Annotated in this window: 12 protein-coding genes; 9 read left to right on the plus strand and 3 right to left on the minus strand. The window is 35.7% G+C overall.

The genetic code is table 11. The annotated features are described in order from the left end of the window. Window positions 1–123 precede the first annotated feature (123 nt). Entirely contained in the window at window positions 124–969 is an 846-nt protein-coding gene (locus FF52_RS04210; RefSeq protein ID WP_008463207.1) for an SDR family oxidoreductase, read from the minus strand. Window positions 970–1,358: 389 nt separating this feature from the next. Here FF52_RS04210 and FF52_RS04215 point away from each other — a divergent pair, with 389 nt between their 5' ends. The 5 genes from FF52_RS04215 to FF52_RS04235 are packed head-to-tail and all read left to right on the plus strand — an operon-like array spanning window position 1,359 to window position 7,929. After that, window positions 1,359–2,573: a response regulator gene (locus FF52_RS04215; RefSeq protein ID WP_008463209.1), complete on the plus strand. Its 1,215-nt coding sequence runs from the start codon at window positions 1,359–1,361 to the stop codon at window positions 2,571–2,573. A 16-nt stretch (window positions 2,574–2,589) separates the two neighbouring features. Beyond that, on the plus strand, window positions 2,590–6,153 hold the full coding sequence (locus tag FF52_RS04220; protein ID WP_008463211.1) for a response regulator: 3,564 nt from the start codon (window positions 2,590–2,592) through the stop codon (window positions 6,151–6,153). Between the two features lie 17 nt (window positions 6,154–6,170). After that, window positions 6,171–6,548: a response regulator gene (locus FF52_RS04225; protein WP_008463212.1), complete on the plus strand. Its 378-nt coding sequence runs from the start codon at window positions 6,171–6,173 to the stop codon at window positions 6,546–6,548. Further along, window positions 6,545–7,357: a CheR family methyltransferase gene (locus FF52_RS04230; protein ID WP_008463213.1), complete on the plus strand. Its 813-nt coding sequence runs from the start codon at window positions 6,545–6,547 to the stop codon at window positions 7,355–7,357. Before FF52_RS04225 ends, FF52_RS04230 begins: the two co-directional genes overlap by 4 nt. Further along, complete coding sequence (locus FF52_RS04235) at window positions 7,336–7,929, plus strand: chemotaxis protein CheB (RefSeq protein WP_008463214.1); 594 nt, start codon at window positions 7,336–7,338, stop codon at window positions 7,927–7,929. The genes FF52_RS04230 and FF52_RS04235 overlap by 22 nt, the downstream gene beginning before the upstream one ends. Before the next feature lie 70 nt (window positions 7,930–7,999). On the opposite strand, the gene FF52_RS04240 is transcribed toward FF52_RS04235, so the two are convergent. Further along, on the minus strand, window positions 8,000–8,764 hold the full coding sequence (locus FF52_RS04240) for a porin family protein (RefSeq protein ID WP_008463215.1): 765 nt from the start codon (window positions 8,762–8,764) through the stop codon (window positions 8,000–8,002). A 10-nt stretch (window positions 8,765–8,774) separates the two neighbouring features. Next, on the minus strand, window positions 8,775–9,896 hold the full coding sequence (locus tag FF52_RS04245; RefSeq protein WP_008463216.1) for a hypothetical protein: 1,122 nt from the start codon (window positions 9,894–9,896) through the stop codon (window positions 8,775–8,777). Window positions 9,897–10,201: 305 nt separating this feature from the next. Here FF52_RS04245 and FF52_RS04250 point away from each other — a divergent pair, with 305 nt between their 5' ends. From FF52_RS04250 to FF52_RS04265, 4 genes are all read left to right on the plus strand, one after another. After that, window positions 10,202–10,525 (plus strand): DUF6660 family protein, encoded by a 324-nt coding sequence (locus tag FF52_RS04250; protein WP_157498509.1) that lies wholly within the window; start codon window positions 10,202–10,204, stop codon window positions 10,523–10,525. Between the two features lie 119 nt (window positions 10,526–10,644). Then, window positions 10,645–13,785, plus strand: a complete 3,141-nt coding sequence (locus FF52_RS04255) for an efflux RND transporter permease subunit (RefSeq protein ID WP_008463219.1) — start codon at window positions 10,645–10,647, stop codon at window positions 13,783–13,785. A 133-nt stretch (window positions 13,786–13,918) separates the two neighbouring features. Then, a complete protein-coding gene (locus FF52_RS04260) occupies window positions 13,919–15,049 on the plus strand; it encodes a TolC family protein (protein WP_237718519.1) in 1,131 nt (376 codons plus the stop codon). A 2-nt stretch (window positions 15,050–15,051) separates the two neighbouring features. Beyond that, window positions 15,052–16,329, plus strand: a complete 1,278-nt coding sequence (locus FF52_RS04265; protein ID WP_008463223.1) for an efflux RND transporter periplasmic adaptor subunit — start codon at window positions 15,052–15,054, stop codon at window positions 16,327–16,329. Window positions 16,330–16,452 lie beyond the last annotated feature (123 nt).

The following is a 16,452-nucleotide window of genomic DNA, read 5'->3' on the forward strand; positions in this document are numbered from 1 at the left end:
AAGTCTTTCATTAAGTTGTAGAAACAAAACTTTGCGACTCTGCGTCTTTGGAAGAACAAATCATAAAATCTTGGCTTTGTTAGCGGTTAAAAAAGAAAAAGTTTAGAACCTTAGCATCTTTTTTTAACCTACCAATTCACCGCCATTTACATGAATAAATTGCCCTGTAATATAACTGCTGTCTTCAGAAGCTAGAAAAACATAAGCAGGTGCCACCTCAGAAGGTTGTCCGGCTCTTTCCATCGGATTGTCTTTTCCAAATTCAGATAATTTATCGAAGCTGGCTACAATCAAAGGTGTCCAAATTGGTCCTGGCGCTACACCATTGACACGTATTTTCCTTTTTGCCAACATGCTCGAAAGCGAACGCGTAAAACTTACAATGGCGCCTTTTGTACTAGCATAATCCGCTAAATGTTCGCTGCCGCGAAAAGCTGTTACAGAAGTCGTATTAATAATGGTATCGCCTTCTTTTAAAAAAGGAAGCGCGGCCTTGGTAATATAGAAAAACGGATAAATATTCGTTTCAAAAGTTTTATGGAGCTGTACATTTGTTATCTTTTCCAATTCATTTTGAGGAAAATGTACCGCCGCATTATTTACCAAAATATTGATATTTTTAAAAGTCGTATGACATTTTTTGATGGCGGCACGACAAAATTTTTCATCCTTCAAATCACCACTTATTAAGAGACATTGCTGGCCTTCCTTTTCAATTAGATCTTTTGTTTCTTTAGCATCTTTGTCTTCTTTTAAATAAACAATGGCAATATTGGCGCCTTCTCTTGCAAAGTGTACCGCAACACTTCGACCAATTCCGCTGTCGCCTCCCGTAATAAAAGCGGTTTTTCCTAAGAGTTTGCCGCTTCCAGTATAATTTTCTCGTATAATTTCTGGTTCGGGGGTCATCATATATTCGTTACCAGGAAGATTTTGTTTCTGTTCGGGGAATGTTTGTTTCTTTTTCATGATTTCTGCGTATTTAAACATTATATGCTATTTAAAATTAGCTTTAAGCAAAAATTTTGTTTGTCTTAAAAGAAATTTTATTTACCTCAATAAAAAACAAATTGTAAATCACGTATGAAAATACTTCTGTTTTCAAAAAAGGTTCATTTATTAAGAATTTCTAACAGGCTAGGAATCATATATAACGTTCAGAATAGTGTTAAAAGATGGGAATTTTGTAAAGATTTTTGATTTAAATAAAAAAGGTCCCCATTATTTTTTTTATACATTTGAGATTTCCACATCATTTTTTAACAGACAATTTTGCAATTTGTTTAAGAAATAAGAAAATTTTTATATTTTATTTTAAAATTAAGTGTTTTGATTTACAACCGATTTAGTTTTCCGACATGGTATTAATTGTAGACGATATAAGAGCGAATATTATCGCTCTAAAAAAGACATTAGAGCTGCATAATATCGATGTTGATAGTGCTGAATCTGGAGAAGAGGCACTAAAAAAAATCCTTAAAACAGATTACTGTCTGATTATTATGGATGTTCAAATGCCTGGACTTGATGGCTTTGAAGTGGTAAAAATCCTTTCTGGAAATCAGCGTACCAAAGATATTCCCGTAATTTTTCTTTCGGCTCTTAATACCGAGAAAAAATATATTTTTAAAGGTTACGAAACAGGCGCTGTTGAGTATATTACAAAACCTGTAGACTCTGATTTGCTGATACTTAAAGTAAAAACTTTCCTTAAGATTTACGAGCAGCAGAACGAGCTTAAAGCTATGAAAGACCTGCTTTCTAAAGAAATCAAAATTAGAAAAGAAGCGCAGGACAATCTTGAAATTAAAATTGCAGAAAGGACAAAAGAACTAGTTCAGAAAAATGAAGAACTAGAGCTTCGAAATCATGAATTACAGCAGTTTTCTTGGGTTGTGTCGCACGATTTGAATGAACCTATCCGTAAAATTCAAATTTTCATCAAAATAATAAAAGACCTTTACTTAAAAGCAGATGATAAAGCGGTAGATTATGTTGATCGAACTATAAAATCTGCAGAAAGAATGCAGACTTTAATTACCGATCTTTTGGCTTATTCGAGACTTTCGGCACAGGTTAAACCTGAAAAAACAGATTTAAATGTTGTTTTGCAGGAAGTTTTGGGGGATTTTGATTATTTGATTGAACGGAAAAATGCCATTATAAAAACCAATGAACTTCCAACGGTTGACAGCATTCCGAGTCAGATGCGCCAAGTGTTTCAAAATCTGATTGGAAATGCTTTGAAGTTTTCTGGAAATGAAGAAAAGCCGGTAATCGAAATCACTTCAGAAACCATTTTGGAGAAATCAATAGAAAGTCCGACTTCTCCAGAAGGTAAATTTTGCAGAATAATAGTAAGAGACAACGGAATCGGTTTTGATGAAATGTATCTGGATCGAATTTTCATTATCTTTCAAAGCCTAAACGACCGCCAAACCTATGAAGGAACTGGAATCGGATTGGCAATCGCGAAGAAAATCATAGAAAAACACAACGGATTAATCACTGCAAAAAGTAAACCGGGAGAAGGAGCAAGTTTTATCATTGTTCTTCCTTTAAAATACGAATAAAAATAACTTAGAATATATGAATGGTAATTTTAAAAGAAATTTATTAATTAGTTCACTAGTATCACTGCTTGTACTTACTGTGAGTTCGGTTGCTTCTTTTATAAGTATTAAAAGTTTACTAAATAGTAATTTCTGGGTCAATCATACTCAAGATGTAATTTATAACCTAAACGAAGGTTCATCGATTATTACCGAAGCCCAAACCAGCATGAGGGGATATTTGCTTACAGGCGACGAACAGTTTGTAGAGCGATTTAATGATGCTGAAAATAAATCAAATGAATATTTCGAAAAATTAGATGAACTCACATCCGACAATCCTTCACAGAGAAAATTATTAGAAGAGTTGCGAAACAAACGTTCTGGTTTCTTTAAGTATTTAAACAATCAAATTGTAAAAAAACGTTTAAGCAAACAAACGCTTATTTTCGACCTGAATGAAGGAAGGAAAATGATGAATGAGATAAGAGCAATCATCAGAAAAGTAGAAAATACAGAACAAAAACTTTTAGAAGAACGCAATTTAAACTCAGAACGCTACGGCAATTATAGTTTGATTTTAATCGTTGTTGCCTTTTTTATTGCTTTTCTTATTTCTATCGTTTTTATGATTAGAATTCTAAAAGATTACAACGAAAGATCTTTGCTGCAGCATGAGTTGGAGAAAAAAGATAAAGAAACTGCTGAAAGGCTTCAAGTAATAAGCGGTATCGCATCTCAAATTTCTAGAGGAAATTATGACGTTCAGATTGATGATAGAAAATCTGATACTTTGGGAGCTCTTGGAGTTTCTATTCATGAGATGAAAGATTCTTTAAAAAATTCTTTTGAATTATTATCTCAAAAAGAATGGCTTCAGTCAGGAGTCGCAGCTTTGAATGACAAAATGCTGGGCGAAAAGACTATTCAGAAATTATCTAAGGATGTTATCGAATTTTTATGCCAGTACACCAACAGCAGTGCTGGGGTTTTGTATGTTGTAGATGGAGAAGAAATGGCAATTTCTGGAGGTTATAGCTATATACCGAGTAAAAATAGAGAACGCATTAAAAAGGGTGAAGGTCTGATTGGTCAAGCAATTGTTTCGGGTAAAATGTTGGAATTAAAATCACTTTCGCCAGATAACATTCATATCAATTATGCTTTAGGTGAAATTAAGCCTACTCATATTGTGGCGCTTCCGCTAATGGATTTTAAAGTAGAAGGTGCTGTTGAATTGGCGAGTATTTATGGTTTTTCTGTGCTGCAATTAGAGTTCCTGAATATGGTTGCCAACAATATCGGAATTGCTTTGAAAGCGACGCAAAACCGTAAAAGAGTTATGGAACTGCTGGAAGAAACGAAATCTCAGGCAGAAGAATTGCAGATTCAGCATAGCGAATTGGAAGCGATAAATGCAGAGTTAGAAGCTCAAACCGAAAAATTGCAAGCTTCGGAAGAAGAACTTCGCGTGCAACAGGAAGAATTGGAGCAAACCAACGAAGAATTATCGGAAAGAAGCGTTCTGTTAGAAGAGAAAAATACAGAAATTCAGAAAAAATCAGAAGCTTTAGAATTAACAACTCGTTACAAATCTGAGTTTTTGGCCAATATGTCTCATGAATTGAGAACACCGCTGAATTCAATTTTATTGTTGAGCCGTTTGTTGTCTGAAAATAACAATAAAACTATGAACAATGAAGAAATCGAATTTGCAAAAGTAATTCAGAGTTCAGGAAACAGTTTGTTAGGATTAATTGATGAAATTCTTGATTTATCTAAGATTGAAGCAGGTAAAATGGATCTGGAATTCTTAGATGTTTCGACCAAAGAAATTACAGATAACCTTCATAATCTGTTTTATATGGTGGCAAAAGAAAAGGGAATTAATTTTGAAATTATTGCCAAAGAAGCGCCAATCGTTATTAAAACAGACAAAATGCGTTTGGAGCAGATTTTGAAAAATTTGATTTCGAATGCCATTAAATTCACCGAAAAAGGAACTGTTTCTCTTGAAATCAAAGTAGATACAGACGATGATAAAATAATCTGCTTTATTGTAAAAGATACTGGAATCGGAATTCCGTTAGAAAAACAGCCTTTAATTTTCGAAGCTTTCCAGCAGGCAGACGGTTCGACCAAACGTAAATATGGCGGAACTGGTCTAGGATTGTCTATTAGCCGTGAATTGGCTAAACTATTGAGAGGAGAAATTATTCTGCATAGTAAAGTCAATGAAGGTAGTACATTTACGTTGTGTCTTCCAGTTTTTGGATTCGCAATCAATAAAGTTACAGCAGATAAAATTCCGCATGTAGAAGAAGTCGAAGAAACTGCCGAGATCGAAGAGGTAAAACCAAAATATATCAGCGAAGTCGTTCCTGAAGAAATTGAAGACGACAGAGATTCAATTGTAGAAGGCGATAAAGTAATTCTGATTGTAGAAGACGACATAAGTTTTGCCAAATCATTATTGGCTTTTACGCAGAAAAAAGGATATAAAGGTGTAGTAGCAGTTAGAGGTGATTATGCCTTAAATTTTGCCTTAATCTACAAACCAATCGGAATTTTATTGGATATCGAATTGCCAATAAAAAGCGGCTGGCAAGTTTTGGAAGAATTGAAAAATCATTCACAAACCAAGCACATTTCGGTACACATTATGTCATCGCACAAATTAAAACAGGAAAGTTTATTGAAAGGCGCCGTAGATTTCTTAGACAAACCTGTGGCTTTTGATAAAATTCCCGAAGTCTTTATGCGTATTGAACACATCATAAACAAAGAATCTCAAAAGGTTTTAATTATTGAAGATAATCCGAAACACGCTAAGGCATTGGCTTATTTCTTGGAGACTTATAGCATCAATTCTGAAATAAAAAGCGAAGTTTCGGCAGGTTTATCGGCTTTGAGCAAAGAAGATGTAGACTGCGTGATTCTAGATATGGGAATTCCAGACAAACAGGCTTATGAAATTTTAGACGGCGTAAAGAAAAGTCCAGGATTAGAAAATCTGCCAGTGATTGTTTTTACCGGAAAAAGTTTATCGATAAAAGAAGAATTAAAAATCAGAAAGTACGCCGATTCGATTATTGTAAAAACGGCACATTCGTATCAAAGAATGCTCGATGAGGTTTCACTTTTCCTTCATTTGGTAGAAGAAAAGAAAGAAGGAAATAATAAAGAAAACTACAAAAAACTGAATTCGCTGAACAACATTCTGTTCGAGAAAAAAGTATTAATTGTAGATGATGATGTACGAAATATATATTCGCTTTCAAAAGCTTTAGAAGCATTTAAAATGAATGTCATTACGGCTTTTGACGGAAAAGAAGCGATTAAAATTTTAGATGAAAATCCAGATACCGATGTGGTATTGCTGGATATGATGATGCCAAATATGGATGGTTATGAAACAGCAGAAAAGATAAGAAGCAACCCTAAATTTCTTAACTTAGCTGTAATAGCAGTAACGGCCAAAGCAATGACTGGCGATAGAGAGAAATGTATTAAGGCGGGAGCCTCAGATTATATTACAAAACCTGTAGATGTTGACCAGCTGTTATCATTGCTGCGAGTATGGCTTTATGATAAAATCTAATCTTTAAAATGCTTTAAATGGGAAAAAAACGTGTGTTGATTGTAGATGATGATTCAAGAAATATTTTTGCTATGGTGAATACCTTAAAAGCAAAATCGTATGATTGTATCTCTTGTCTAAGTGCCGAAGAAGCATTAAGAATATTAAAAGAAGACTCATCGATAGATGTCGTTTTGATAGATATGATGATGCCCGAAATGGATGGTTATGAGGCAATTCCGCTTATAAAAGCAATTCCATCACAAAAATCCACATTGGTGGTTGCCGTAACAGCGCAGGCAATGGCAGGAGATAAAGAAAAATGTTTACAAGCCGGAGCAGATGCTTATATCTCAAAACCTGTAGATGTTGATAAATTACTTCAGATTTTGGGAGGAAATTTAAATGAATTATGATTGAAGATATTGAATTAGAAACTCTTATAAATGATGTTTACGAATATTACGGTTTTGATTTTGGAAGTTATTCCAGAGCCTCACTTAAAAGACGTGTAAGCCGTGTTTTCTATTTAGACGGATTTAAGCATTTTCATGATTTTTTGTCCAAAGTCCGTACTGATCCCGAATATTGTAAAAGAATGATTGACGAAATTACGGTTAACGTAACCGAGATGTTTCGCGATCCATCATTTTATTTGACACTCAGAAAAGAAGTCCTTCCGCTATTAGGAACCAAACCTTTTATCCGTATTTGGCATGCAGGATGTTCTACGGGAGAAGAAGTCTATTCGATGGCTATTATGCTGAAAGAAGCTGGATTGCTGCATAAATCGATATTGTATGCAACAGACATAAATGCTTCAGTATTAGAAACAGCAAAAAGCGGTATCTTTCCATTACGAATGATAAAAGATTACGCTGATAATTATCGCGATGCTGGCGGACAGCAGGATTTTTCAGACTATTACATCGCCAATTACGGCTTTGCAAAATTTAATGAAAGTCTTTCTGAAAAAATGGTTTTTTCGCAACATAACTTAGTTTCAGACACTTCATTCAATGAGTTTGATCTTATTTTGTGCCGCAATGTTTTAATTTATTTTGATAATAATCTGCAGAAAAGAGTCGTTAATTTATTTGATGACAGTCTCGCTGTTTTGGGTTTTTTGGCACTCGGAACAAAAGAAACGATAAAATATTCTATATCTCAGACCAAATACAAACAATTTGCTAAAGAGAAAATATGGAGAAAAATAAAAGAATAACAAATTGTAAAGTAGTAATAATTGGCGGCTCGGCAGGAAGTTTACAGGCATTATTGCAGATTTTGCCTTTTATAGAAAAACCAATTTCATTTGCGATTGTAATTGTGGTTCACAGAAAAAACTCAGACGAACAAACCTTAGAAAGTTTAATTGCTTTAAAATCTAAAATTACTGTAAAAGAAGTAGAAGATAAAGTAAAATTTGAATCTGGATTTGTTTATATCGCACCTTCCAATTATCATTTATTGTTTGAGAAAAACGAAACGCTTTCATTAGATACTTCAGAAAAAGTTAACTATAGCAGGCCAAGCATAGATGTCTCTTTTGAGTCTGCGGCCGAAATATATGGTGAACATTTGATTGGAATATTACTTTCAGGTTCCAATTCAGATGGAACAATCGGATTGAGGGCAATCCAAGCTGCGGGCGGAATAAGTGTCGTTCAGAATCCGCTTTCTGCAGAAATGCCTTTTATGCCCAATAATGCCATTCTGCATACAGTTCCTGACTTTGTTTTAAGCACAGAAGAAATTCTGGAATTTATAAAAGGAATTAATATTGCTGGTTTTTGATTAACGATTTTTGATTTCAGATGGAAGAAATCAAAAAATCGTTAATTCTCAATCTAAAATCTTCAATCTCTTAATTTTTCTCATCTTCAGGAAGAACCACTTTGTTGAGTTCAGCCTCTTTCTGAGCTCTTTTTTGTGCCGCTTTACCTTTTCCAATCGGAATTCCTGCTGTAACATACAAAGATCTGTTGAATTGATTGTTCGGGCCGTCACCTTTCATTACAGTAACGAGTCCGTAATAATATTGAACAGTGACATTCAAACCGTTTCCAACATTCATATGATAGCCAGCACCAAAAGCAAGTCCAGCATCTATAACATGAATCTGATCTCTAATGTTTTTCTTATAGACCACATCGTCATTATTGATTTCGTTTTTAAACTCATCAAAGGCTTTGGCCAATAAACCAAATTGAGGTCCTGTTTTGAGGTAAATATTGTTTTTGAATTGATATTTAATTAATATCGGAACATTAAAATAACGGATTTCACGATTCACATGACCGCCGGCAAAAGTGTTGTCGAGATTTTCATCATTTAAAGAATACACCGGAATATCCTGAGCTCCCATAGGCGATTTTACAATTACGCCAGTATTGATCATCCAAGCGGGGTTTTTTCTAGATTTCAAATCAAAATAAAAGCCAAGATTAAAACCGGGGTTCAAAGCAGAGGAGCCCATATTAGAAATCGTAGAAAAATTGGCACCGCCTTCCAAACCAAATTCCAAAAACTCTGAATTGAGTTTATCTCCAAATATTAAGGAAATTAAGACTTGTGATTGTGCCGTGGTAATACAAAAAAATGTGATAAAGATTAGAAAACCTTTTTTCATGCCATTTGAATTAAAGTCCAAAACGGTATTGAAAACTTCCTAATACCTGTGTTCGAGAACCTAAGAAGCCACATTCTGCTCGAAACATAAAATGTTTGTTGAACTGATATTGAGATCCAATGATAAAGTTCCACATATCTTTTGGTCTTTTTTGAAGAGAATATTGCACAGAAGAATTTTCAGCTGTACTTAGCGCTCCGTCTAATGTATTTAAAATATTGCCAGCGCTTTCTAAAGCTCTATTTGCCGTATTATGCTTCGCGATATTAGCAGGATTTTTTTGTTCGGCAGGAGTTAAACCATCCCACCAGTTGTCTACTTTGGTTTGGTTTTCTGCCACTTTAGCCAGACCATTATCTACTTTTTCTTGTGCTCCTTCTAAATTAATGAAATCAGATAAAGGCAGATCTCCGTTTGTATCTCCAGCAATATGAACTCTAAATCCGCCGACCCAAACCGCTATATTTGTGTCTGGTTTATTAAACTTAAAGGTTTTTCCTAATCGAGGTCCAAATACATAAGAAAAGGCGGGTTTGTCAAGCGAGCTAATATCGGTCCAAGCCATATTCATATCAAGAGCCAGCCAGCCGCCTCCAATACCTATGGTTGGTGTCATTCCCAGACCAAATGTTGTGGCATTAAAATTGGCTCTGGTGCTGAAAGTAGTTATTTCTGACCAATTATTATCAGCATCTGGAATCCAAATTCCGGCATTAATTTTAGTGGCAGTATTAGCTTTTCCAAAAATTCCATAAATATTTAAAAAAGGAAGAAGCCAGATATCAGGTCTGATCGTTAACGCGGTAGCCTCAACTGATGATTTGTCAAATCGTACAATCTCATCTAGATTATATTGTGGCCCATGATTAAAGCCAATTTGCAGATTGTTGATTACAATATCAGACTCCTGCCAAAACCAGTTTACAGATAAACCGGCTGAATAAGGAAGTTTATATCCTTTTTGGGCTACTTTTTCTCCCCAGATAGGAAGAGCGTAAGGATATTTTTCTGTTTTAAGACTGTCTTTTAATGTCTGGTTTTTTTCTCCTACAATTTTATCGGTATAAACCTGTCCGAAAATTTGCATGCTGAAAAATAATAAAGAGGCTGATATTAGTGTCTTACATTTCATTGATTAGAATATTTAAAATTAATTAATTAGACTGCGAAAAATAAAATTGTACTAATGTGCGTAGAGAATCTCTTGTTATTTTTTTTGGCTTATAGAAAAATGATTTTTTAAAGAATTAAAATTAGGAACTTAAAGAAGTGTTAAAATTATTGTTAAAGTTAACGAAATTTTCTTACCTCTCATAAAATTTTTGAATAAAATAAAAAACTATTGGAATAATTTTCAGACCATTAGACGATATTTTATTTTGCTATTATTATTTCGCCCAAATGAAAAATTAAAGAATAAATTGTATTTTTACAACTGTGAAATGGATAAGAATCATATTGTCAATTTATCTGCTGGCGTTGTCTAATATGCCATGCGCGGATATGGAAGTAAACAGTGTGATGCATAAAACAGCTCAGTTTGCTTCAGAAGACAATCATTCTCATGATAAAACCAACGATTTATGTTCTCCGTTTTGCGCCTGCAATTGTTGCGGTGTACAGGTTTTAAGTTACCATTCTGCTGTAAGTTTTGAATTCCCTAAAGCTTACAATCAAATTTCTATTGCTTTACCCAATTATAATTCTGTTTTTATTTCCAATTTCTACGGAAGTATTTGGCAGCCCCCTCAGATAGCATAATGATTATGCCTGTTCAGTTTCGATAGTTATCGGAATCGGAAATGGGCGAGAGAGTTGTGGACTTTCCACAGATTTACAGGCAATTTATTGTCTAATTTCTCACGTCATTATATATTCAAATGTTAGATAAAATCATTCAATTCAGTATACGAAACAAATTCGTAATACTATTATTTACCCTTGCGCTTATAGCTTGGGGAAGTTATTCGCTTAAAAAGTTACCGCTCGATGCCCTTCCAGATGTAACCAACAATCAGGTTCAGATTATTACAACTTCGCCAACACTGGCAAGTCAGGAAGTCGAGCAATTAATTACGTATCCCTTAGAAAGAGCTGTAAAAACAGTTCCAAAAGTAATAGAACTACGTAGTATTTCCCGTTTCGGATTATCCGTAGTAACTGTTGTTTTTGAAGACGATGTAGACATTTACTGGGCTCGTGAACAGATATTCCAGCGCTTAAAACAAGCCGAAGAAAACATTCCCGATTATGTAAATTCTCCCGAATTAGCGCCCATTTCGACAGGATTGGGAGAGATCTACCAATATGACGTTTATGCCAAAAAAGGCTACGAAAATAAATACAGTGCAATTGAATTGAGAACTATTCAAGATTGGATTATTATTCCGCAATTGCAGGGAATTAAAGGCGTTGCCGAGGTAACTTCTTGGGGAGGAAAACTCAAACAGTTCGAAATTGCCGTAAACCCAAATATGCTCAATAGTTTGGGCGTTACGATTACCGAAATTTTTGAGGCGCTGGAAAAAAACAATCAAAATACGGGAGGCGCTTATATTGAAAAAGATCAGTATACCTATTTTATCCGCGGTGTCGGAATGGCTAAAGGCATAAAAGATCTTGAAAATGTAGTGGTGAAAAACCGAAATGGTTCGCCTGTTTTGGTTCGAAATGTAGCACAGGTTCGCGAAGGCATTGCATTACGTTATGGAGCTTCGACCAAAGATGGAAAAGGTGAAATTGTTTCCGGAATGGTTTTAATGCTGAAAGGCGAAAATTCGAGCGCTGTTGTAAACCGTGTTCACGAAAAAATGGAGCAGATAAACAAAAGCCTTCCAGAAGGAGTGGTTGCGGAAGCTTTTATTGATAGAGGAAAACTCGTAGATAACTCTATTAGTACCGTTGCAAAGAATTTATTAGAAGGAGCATTAATCGTCATTTTTGTCTTGATTTTATTCTTAGGAAATCTTCGTGCAGGACTCATTGTCGCTTCAGTAATTCCTCTGGCGATGCTGTTTGCCGTTATTTTAATGAATGCCTTTGGCGTAAGCGGAAACCTAATGAGTCTTGGTGCCATAGATTTCGGAATCATAGTCGACGGTGCCGTTATTATCGTGGAAGCCACGATGCATCATCTCCAGAAATTCAAAAACAAAAAAGAATTAACGCAGGAAGAAATGGACATTGAGGTTTATAATTCGGCTTCAAAAATTAGAAATAGTGCGGCTTTTGGCGAAATTATCATTTTAATAGTCTATTTGCCAATCCTAGCTTTAATCGGAACCGAAGGAAAAATGTTCAAGCCAATGGCTATGACCGTTGGTTTTGCCATTATCGGAGCTTTTATTCTTTCTCTGACCTATATCCCGATGATGAGCGCTTTATTTCTTTCAAAAAAAACAGAGCACAAAGAAAATTTCAGCGACCGCATGATGGCATGGTTAGAAAACCTATATACTCCTTTATTGAAAAAAGCTTTAGAGTTTAAAAAAGTGGTGCTTTCAGTCGCTGTCGGACTTTTTGCTTTTGCATTTATTGTTTTTCAAAACATGGGAGGCGAATTTATCCCAACAATCGAAGAAGGCGATTTGGCAATCAATGCCACTATTATGACGGGAAGTTCACTTACGCAGATGGTTGAAACTGCGACTAGATATGAACAGATTCTCAAAGCCAAATTCCCAGAAATCAAAACTATTGTGACCAAAATAGGAAGCGGTGAAATTCCAACCGATCCCATGCCAATTGAAAGTGGGGATTTGATTATTGTTTTAAAAGACAAGAAAGAATGGAGAAGCAAATACCGAAATTGGGAAGAAATCGCCAATGCCATGAAAAAGGAGATGGAAATTATTCCTGGTGCGAATATCGAGATTTCGCAACCCATTCAGATGCGTTTTAATGAATTAATGACAGGAAGCCGTTCTGACATTGCGATCAAGATTTTTGGAGACGATTTGGAAATACTGGATGCCAAAGCAGCAGAATTGATTTCGAAAATAAAAGGAATTGATGGAATTGGAGATTTAAAAGCTGATAAAGTAACAGGATTGCCACAGATTACCATTAAATATGATTATGATAAAATCGCGCTGTACGGGCTGAATATTTCAGACATTAACCAAATCATCCGTTCGTCTTTTGCGGGAGAAGTGGCAGGAAAAATTTATGACGAAAGCAAAAGGTTTGATGTTGTGGTGAGAATGGACGAAAACAATCGTGGCGATATAACAGATGTGAGCAATTTGTTTATTCCGCTTCCAAGCGGCCAGCAAGTGCCGCTTTCGCAAGTGGCTTCTGTCGAATATGAGCAAGGCCCTGTACAAGTCATTCGCGAAGACGGAAAACGAAGAATAACGGTTGGATTAAATGTTCGCGGAAGAGACATTAAAAGTGTCGTAGAAGAAATTCAAGCAAAACTGGACAAAAGTTTCAAACTTCCAGCTGGTTATTATGTGACTTATGGAGGGCAATTTGAAAATCTGATTGAAGCATCCAAACGACTTTCTGTAGCATTGCCAATTGCTTTAGGACTGATTTTAGTCTTGCTGTATTTTACTTTTAAAAGTGCCAAACAAGCGTTGCTAATTTTTAGTGCGATTCCGTTATCGGCGATTGGAGGTGTTTTTGCGCTTTCGCTGAGAGTAATGCCGTTTAGTATTTCTGCCGGAATTGGTTTTATCGCTTTGTTCGGAATTGCCGTTCTAAACGGAATCGTACTGATTTCGTATTTCAATCAATTAAAAACAGAAGGTATTTCAGATCCGTTTCAAAGAATCTTGATCGGAACCAAAACACGTTTACGTCCTGTTTTAATGACGGCGGCGGTGGCTTCATTAGGATTTCTGCCAATGGCATTATCTACAAGCGGCGGAGCAGAAGTGCAAAAACCGCTAGCAACCGTAGTGATCGGCGGATTAATTTCAGCGACTTTATTAACCTTAATTGTTTTGCCAATTTTGTATTTATTGTTGGAGAAGTTTAACCGCAAAGAGCGCAAAGATTTACGCGAAGAACGCTAAGAAAAATTTAAAGAAAATGAAAAAGTTATTATACAGTTTAAGAAAAATAACCTTTGCGAACTTCGCGCTTCTTTTGCGAACTTTGCGGTTAATTGCGTTTCTATTGGTTGCCTTACCCTTGCAAGCACAGCAAATGATAAGTCTGGAAAAAGCCATAGAACTAGCAAAATCAAACAACATCGATTTAAAAATTGCCGATAAAGAAATCGAAAAACAAACCGTTCTCAAAAAAGCAGCTTTTCAGCCAGATCCTTTGCAAGTACAGTATCAGGGCGGTCAGTTCAATAGTGTCGATTTTGACCATAATGTCTCGGTACAGCAGTTTTTTCCGCTAGGAAATATTACAAAAGCCAACCGACAATTGCAGGAAGAATTGGCTAAACTCGCCGAAAAACGAAAAGCTTTGTCTTCTTATGAAATCGAAAAAGCGGTTACATTGGCATATTATCAATATTTGTATGGCGTTTCGATACAGAAACTCAATTCAGAATTGAATGATATTTATACGAAATTCCTAAAGAACGCTGAACTGCGTTTTAAAACAGGGGAAAGCGGAAACATTGAAGTCATCAGCGCCAAAGCGAAAGTAAAAGAAATTGAAACCCAGAAAGCACAGTTAGAATACGATTTGGCGATTTATCAGAAACAATTGCAGTTTTTCATTCAGACAGATGAAAATATAGTTCCTGATTCAAATACCGCTTTGCAATACACTCTTATAGAAAGTCAGGAAAATACAAAAGCAGAAGTTCTAATGACCGATTTTTATCAGCAGCAAATTTCAGTATATCAGAAAGAGGCAGGAACACTTAAGGCGCTGCGTACGCCAAAAGTTGGTTTAGGATATTTTGCACAGACGATAAATACTGAATCTTTGTTTCAGGGATTTACGGCAGGTTTGCAGATTCCGTTGTTTGGAGGTGTTAATACTACTAAAGCAAAAGCAGCAGAAATTAGTGTTTCGCAATCTCAATTGGCTTTAGATAGAAACAAAATGATGCTGAATCTGCAACGAGAAGAATTGCAGAACAACTTTCAAAAACAGCAGAAGAACCTAAATTATTATAAAAATGAAGGTTTGCAATACGCTAATCAGATTATTGAAACGGCTCAAAAAAGTTATGCTAATGGCGATATGAGTTATTGGTCGTACATAAGCTTTCTAAATCAAGCAATCGATATTAAAAAACAATTTGCCGAGGCAACGCACAGCTATAATCAAAGTGCCATCGAACTTCAATTTCCAACTATCAAAAACAATTAAAAATGAAAAATATATCTGAAAATAATTTAACCGCAAAGAGCGCAAAGATTTTAACGCAAAGTTCGCAAAGTTTAATTTCCTTGCGTGCCTTGCTCCCGATAGCTATCGGGATTGCGCTCTTTGCGGTTACCTTAATTAGTTGTAGCGAAAAAAAGACAGAAGAACCACAGGAAGAAGAAAAATCAACTACAGAAGTGGCGTTAACAGTTTCTCAATACAAAACAGTGGGAATTGAAACTGGATTTGTAGAAGATAGAAACCTAAATAAAGTCATTAAAGCAAATGGTTATACGACGGTTCCCCCGCAAAATTCTGCTGAAGTTTCGACTTTGATTGGCGGAACGGTTAAAGACATTTTTGTTTTGGAAGGAACGTATGTAAACAAAGGAAAAGTATTGGCCACAATTCAAAATCTGGAAGTTATTGGAATGCAGGAAGATTACCAATCGGCTGTAGCCAATGTGGAATATTTACAGTTAGAATATAACCGCCAGAAAACCTTGAGTGATGAAAATGTGAATCCGAGAAAGACTTTTCAAGAAGTAAAAGCGAAATTAGCAGCAGAAAGAGCTCGCGCACAAGCGGCAAAAAATAAACTTGATGCTTTGCATGTGAATACAAAAGGAAGTTCGTCTGTCGTTCCAATTGTTTCCCCGATAAATGGTTTTGTTGGAAAAATCAATATTGCGAAAGGCGCTTTTGCGAATACAGGGGTTTCGCTTTTTGAAGTGGTTGACAACAGTCAGATGCATTTGGATTTGAATGTGTATGAGAAAGATTTGGGATCCATTTCGATTGGTCAAGTCATTGATTTTGTCTTAACGAATCAATCCAATAAATCGATTAAAGGAAAGATTTTCGGAATCAATAAATCTTTCTCCAACGAAAGCAAAACTGTCGCTGTTCACGCTAAAATCGATCCTGCTGATGCCAAAGGGCTGATTCCGGGAATGTATGTTTCGGCAAATATCAATATTACAAACACCACTGTCCCAGCTCTTCCAAAAGATGCGGTTGTCAAAAATGCCGATAAGTATTTTGTCTTCATTGAAGAAGAAGAGCATGCGGAAGAAAAACATGAACATTCAGCAGGAGAAAAGGAAGAAGCTCATGAAAAAGAAATTCATTTTAAAGCAATAGAAGTTATGCCGGGAACAACCGATTTGGGTTTTACCGAAGTGAAGTTCGTACATGATATTTCGGCCAATGCTAGAATTGTCACAAAAGGCGCATTTTATCTGCTGTCTGCCATGAAGGGCGGAGGAGAGCACACCCACTAGCTAGTTTTGCCACGAAGACGCTAAGGCACAAAGTTTTTTTTAAGATGCTAAGTTGCTAAGATACTAAGGGGCTAAGTTTTTTGTTGGAGTAGAATTTGCTCACAATCCCGATAGCTATCGGGA

The organism is Flavobacterium sp. F52 (assembly GCF_000278705.1).
In the GTDB taxonomy this organism is placed as follows: Bacteria; Bacteroidota; Bacteroidia; order Flavobacteriales; family Flavobacteriaceae; genus Flavobacterium; species Flavobacterium anhuiense.

Coding starts and splice junctions, on each gene's coding strand:
- FF52_RS04260 (WP_237718519.1), top strand. CDS start 13,919: ATGATAAGTCTGGAAAAAGCCATAGAACTAGCAAAATCAAACAACATC.
- FF52_RS04240 (WP_008463215.1), bottom strand. CDS start 8,764: ATGAAAAAAGGTTTTCTAATCTTTATCACATTTTTTTGTATTACCACG.
- FF52_RS04215 (WP_008463209.1), top strand. CDS start 1,359: ATGGTATTAATTGTAGACGATATAAGAGCGAATATTATCGCTCTAAAA.
- FF52_RS04210 (WP_008463207.1), bottom strand. CDS start 969: ATGAAAAAGAAACAAACATTCCCCGAACAGAAACAAAATCTTCCTGGT.
- FF52_RS04225 (WP_008463212.1), top strand. CDS start 6,171: ATGGGAAAAAAACGTGTGTTGATTGTAGATGATGATTCAAGAAATATT.
- FF52_RS04255 (WP_008463219.1), top strand. CDS start 10,645: ATGTTAGATAAAATCATTCAATTCAGTATACGAAACAAATTCGTAATA.
- FF52_RS04265 (WP_008463223.1), top strand. CDS start 15,052: ATGAAAAATATATCTGAAAATAATTTAACCGCAAAGAGCGCAAAGATT.
- FF52_RS04230 (WP_008463213.1), top strand. CDS start 6,545: ATGATTGAAGATATTGAATTAGAAACTCTTATAAATGATGTTTACGAA.
- FF52_RS04245 (WP_008463216.1), bottom strand. CDS start 9,896: ATGAAATGTAAGACACTAATATCAGCCTCTTTATTATTTTTCAGCATG.
- FF52_RS04235 (WP_008463214.1), top strand. CDS start 7,336: ATGGAGAAAAATAAAAGAATAACAAATTGTAAAGTAGTAATAATTGGC.
- FF52_RS04220 (WP_008463211.1), top strand. CDS start 2,590: ATGAATGGTAATTTTAAAAGAAATTTATTAATTAGTTCACTAGTATCA.